This is a genomic window from Holospora obtusa F1, assembly GCF_000469665.2.
Lineage (GTDB): Bacteria > Pseudomonadota > Alphaproteobacteria > Holosporales > Holosporaceae > Holospora > Holospora obtusa.
Window position 1 is genome coordinate 1 of the sequence record NZ_AWTR02000063.1, and the last position, 4021, is coordinate 4021.

Here is a 4021-nt window from a genome sequence, read left to right on the forward strand (position 1 = left end):
GTCCTTAAAAACTTACGGACGAAAAATATGATTATTTCAAGCAGAAATCAACTATTGCTGCGTAACATCAGATATATAATTTTTTTTTGTAAAAAATCAATGAAAAAATTTATTTATTTTTTTACAAAACAATGTGTATCGCTATCATCAAGCATAGCAATAAAAAAAACACCACAAAAGTGGTGTCCTTTAAGAGAGAGCTACAATAAAATTATTCCTGTAATTCCTTTTGTTTTTTTATATTTTTAGATAGTGTAGTCACGAGATATTAGCCCATAAAGCGATACATCGAATTTGTACTGCTGCCAAGAATGATCTGACATTTTTCGCATAACGGCTTGCAATACCGCGCCAGCTCTTGAGATAGAGAAATGCATTTTTAACAAGATGCCGCAACTTGTATAAATCTTTATCATAGCCTTTGTGAACTTTTCGGTTTTTTCTTGGAGGTATGACTACGGTCATGCCTTGGCTTTGGGCCTGAGCAACACTCGCATCGCTATCATATTTGTCTGCGAGTAAATACTCGGCTGCGATGCCGCTTATCAATTGCCAAGCTTGCGTGCAATCAGCCGTGGTACCGTCTGTAATAATGATTCTGACTGCGGCATACCATGCGCATCCACGGCCAGATGTACCTTTGTATTAATCCCCTTTTGAGCGGCTCATCTCTTGATTTCCACCTTTCGCACCAGCTGCATGAGGATGCACTTTGATGTGACTTGCATCAATCATCAGCCATTCATAATCCGGAATATCAACTCATTCTTCGAGCAAGATACCTTTGTCTCTCCATCTGATAAAACGACGGTGCGTATTGCTCCAGCTTCCATAATCTGGCCATGGCGCTCCTGTCCTTAAGATCCAAAAAATGGCATTAATACATTGGCGATTATCTTTTAGCTCTCCCGCCCCAAACCCCTTCTCGTCCTGGTAAATGAGGCTCTAACACAACTTCATACGCGGTGTGAAATATCGTGGTGACGATGGGCTTCTGACATATAATACCTATGCATTCATGAAATAACTGCATCACTTATATCATACTTCCTATCTCGTGACTACACTATCTAGGAACACCTGATGGAAATCAAAATAAAAATTCAAAAAAAGAACAGAAACGTAAAAATGTATTATCAGCCTAAATTCTTAATTTTTTCTGAAAAACATCCTATAAAATGGTGTTTTCATAGCAATTAAAGGCTGATATTTTAATTTTTAAATCGTTTCATGACGTCTTCATGCATAGACGCTTCTTGTTGACTCACTAGGAATTGACGTTCTTGACGAATTTTCGATGAAATATATCGATCTAAAGATACATCTGGAGTTTCTAATAAATCCCTAAAATCAAAAACGTTTTGTTCTTTACATAACTCCTGATATACAACGCATAATAACTCGGCGTCCAAAAGTGCGCCGTGATAGGTTCTTTCGGCCAAACTAATTCGAAAACGACGGCATAAAGCATCTAAACTTGCTGGAGATCCTGGAAATTTTTTTCTCGCTAAAACTAACGTATCCTCAACGGGGTTAGACAAAGCTTCTTGCGAAACTTTAGCAAGCTCCCAATTCAAAAATGCAGTATCAAAACGCGCATTATGGATCACTAATACTTGCTGACCAATAAAATTTAAAAAATTCTTATATATTTTGCAAAATGTAGGATATTGGCGTAAAAAACTCCAACTTAATCCGTGTACTTCTTTTGATCCTTGAGAAACCTCTCTTTCTGGGTTCAGATATGCGTGAAATTTATCTACAATAATTCCATCTATCGTTTTTACACACCCAATTTCTACAATACGGTGAGAACCATAGCTATCTCCTTTTACAGTCGATAATCCTGTCGTTTCCGTATCTAAAAAAATTCTTACTATTTCTGACATATCACTCACTTCAAAATCACACAAAAAGAACAGTCAAAAAAATTTAACTATTCTTTTTTCGATGTCCGAACCTATTGTTTTTTAAATTTCTTTAACTTGCTCAGTTTCTAAAACTTTCTTTGCATAAGCAATAGCTAGTTTGTTCACTGCCCAAATCCACCAACATGTAATGGATACTAAAAGCCCACCAAGCAAAGGAACGGAAAGCTGAGGAATACCCAATCCTCCAGTTGCAGCGTTGCAAATAAGTTGAAGCACACTGCCTCCAGATTTACCAGCGCGACCACCAATCACATCTATAGCTGCTTTTCCTTTTACTTTTTCTTCTTCATCTAACGGAATATAAGCCATTTCTTTTGTCGGATCAAAAAGTGCATATTTCACTCCTTTAGTTAAAACATTTTGTACCAGACCTAATCCTACCGCGACAGAAAGTGTTGATGTACCAAAAAGTTCACACAATCCACCAAGATAATCTTTGAATACCACAAAAAGAAAAAACCCAACTCCAGTAATCATAGTGACAAATGGAGTAATATTCGCTGAAAAACGCCATCCTAACGATTGTACAAAATTTTTACTAAACAAAATAAAAACCATTGTGGTAATTCCAGTTCCAATAAACATTTTTCCCATAAATGCGTTATAGGCATTCATATCTCTTAGTCCAGTCACAGGATCTGAAAAATAATGTCCTACACTGTCTTTCCACGTTACTTCCACAATATTAATAGTAATTCCGTATGCTAACATCAAAATCGCAATATACATAAGATAACGAGATTTCAATAAATATACCGCACTTTCTTTCAACGTTAGTTTCGGTTTAGATTTTCTTCCCTTTGCATCTGTCCCTTTTTGTGCATCCGTTAATACCTTTGCGTTTAGCCACCAGTAAGAAACAACTATAGCGATACAAGCAACGACCATGCACGAACAATATAAACGAAGCTGCGGACCAAAATCTTTTTCTCCGGAAGCAAGACGTTCGGGCTTTAAGAAATTCTCACTGAACGCTGTTAAGGAACCTGCAGCAACCAATCCCAAATTAGACCAGAACCCGTAAACAGGATAAAAACGTTTTGCTTGAGTTGTTGGAGTAATTTGATTTGCAAACTGCCAAAAAAGTAATGCGATCCCCATATTTCCCCAAAGCTCTGCCATCATATAAAACAACGAATAGTTCCAATACGCTACAGCAGGAAAAAAATCTTTTAACAAGGGGTAAATTGACTGACATTCTTTGATCCAATCAACTGAGAGGTTAAAATATTCTCGCATCGGATATAGGATAAACCCAAACAACAAAAAATACACCGCAAACGGAAGTAATGTAGCAAAATAAAGCCTTTGTTTACTTAAAAGATTACTCAGCTTTGCGTACCCAATAACCGCAAAAATTGAACACGGAGTAACTAACCCAAGCTTCACCCATGGCAAAACTTTTCCACTGGAACCAGGAGAATTCACAAGCAAAGAATCTTTAACGTTACGAGCCACAGTATAATTAAATAAAATAGAAAACATAATAACAACCATGGGGAGGAAAATACTCATTTCTTCTGGGTAGACCGGCCACAACCGCTCTCTCCATTTGCTCATTCGTGATGTTGACAAGTTTGACATAATGCCTCAATTTTTTTGTAAAGCACTGATGCTCTACATCATTTTCTATTCGATCATAGCATTACAACATCGAAAATTCTATAGCATTGTGCTGAATTTTCAGAAACAAACGATAAGATGTTAACCAATCATCAATCTCAGACCTATGATTGAAAAAATTAATGCTCGGTACTGTTTCAAGACCGCGTTGTTAGGGGCATGATCTTGAAAAAATGATGCTTGGAGTCAGAGCATCAAAGCAGTAGAATTGGTTTTGATCAGTTGGTATCGCAGGATCATCATAAAGCGATTGAGAGTGATTTTTTATTTGTTGGATCTATAAAGATAGATGTGATTAGGATATTTAACTCATCTTAGCACCTTTCAAAATTTGAAGTTCATTAAACATTAAAACATTGGCTTTTAACAATAATTTTTGTTTTATTGCAAAATGATTCAATGAGGTTTTCACTTTCAATAATTCTAATTTGCAGTATGCAATGAGTGATGCAAATAGATGATTAGAT

General features: G+C 36.4%; 3 protein-coding genes and 2 pseudogenes. 1 reads left to right on the plus strand and 4 read right to left on the minus strand.

The window, feature by feature from the left end; genetic code table 11:
• Positions 1-249: hypothetical protein (locus P618_RS08445; protein WP_040458411.1), on the plus strand; the 249-nt coding region annotated here is incomplete at its 5' end.
• Positions 250-258: 9 nt separating this feature from the next.
• Here P618_RS08445 and P618_RS07335 read toward each other — a convergent pair.
• The 4 genes and pseudogenes from P618_RS07335 to P618_RS09330 all read right to left on the minus strand — a co-directional run.
• Positions 259-1001 (minus strand): annotated as a pseudogene (locus P618_RS07335) (IS5 family transposase).
• A gap of 210 nt (positions 1002-1211) precedes the next feature.
• Positions 1212-1889 carry an exonuclease domain-containing protein gene (locus P618_RS03585; protein ID WP_024161164.1) on the minus strand — a complete coding sequence of 226 codons (678 nt, stop codon included), beginning with the start codon at positions 1887-1889 and terminating at the stop codon, positions 1212-1214.
• An 81-nt stretch (positions 1890-1970) separates the two neighbouring features.
• Positions 1971-3506: an Npt1/Npt2 family nucleotide transporter gene (locus P618_RS03590; RefSeq protein ID WP_162147075.1), complete on the minus strand. Its 1536-nt coding sequence runs from the start codon at positions 3504-3506 to the stop codon at positions 1971-1973.
• A 352-nt stretch (positions 3507-3858) separates the two neighbouring features.
• Positions 3859-4021, minus strand: a pseudogene (locus P618_RS09330) (IS701 family transposase); the annotation flags it as partial.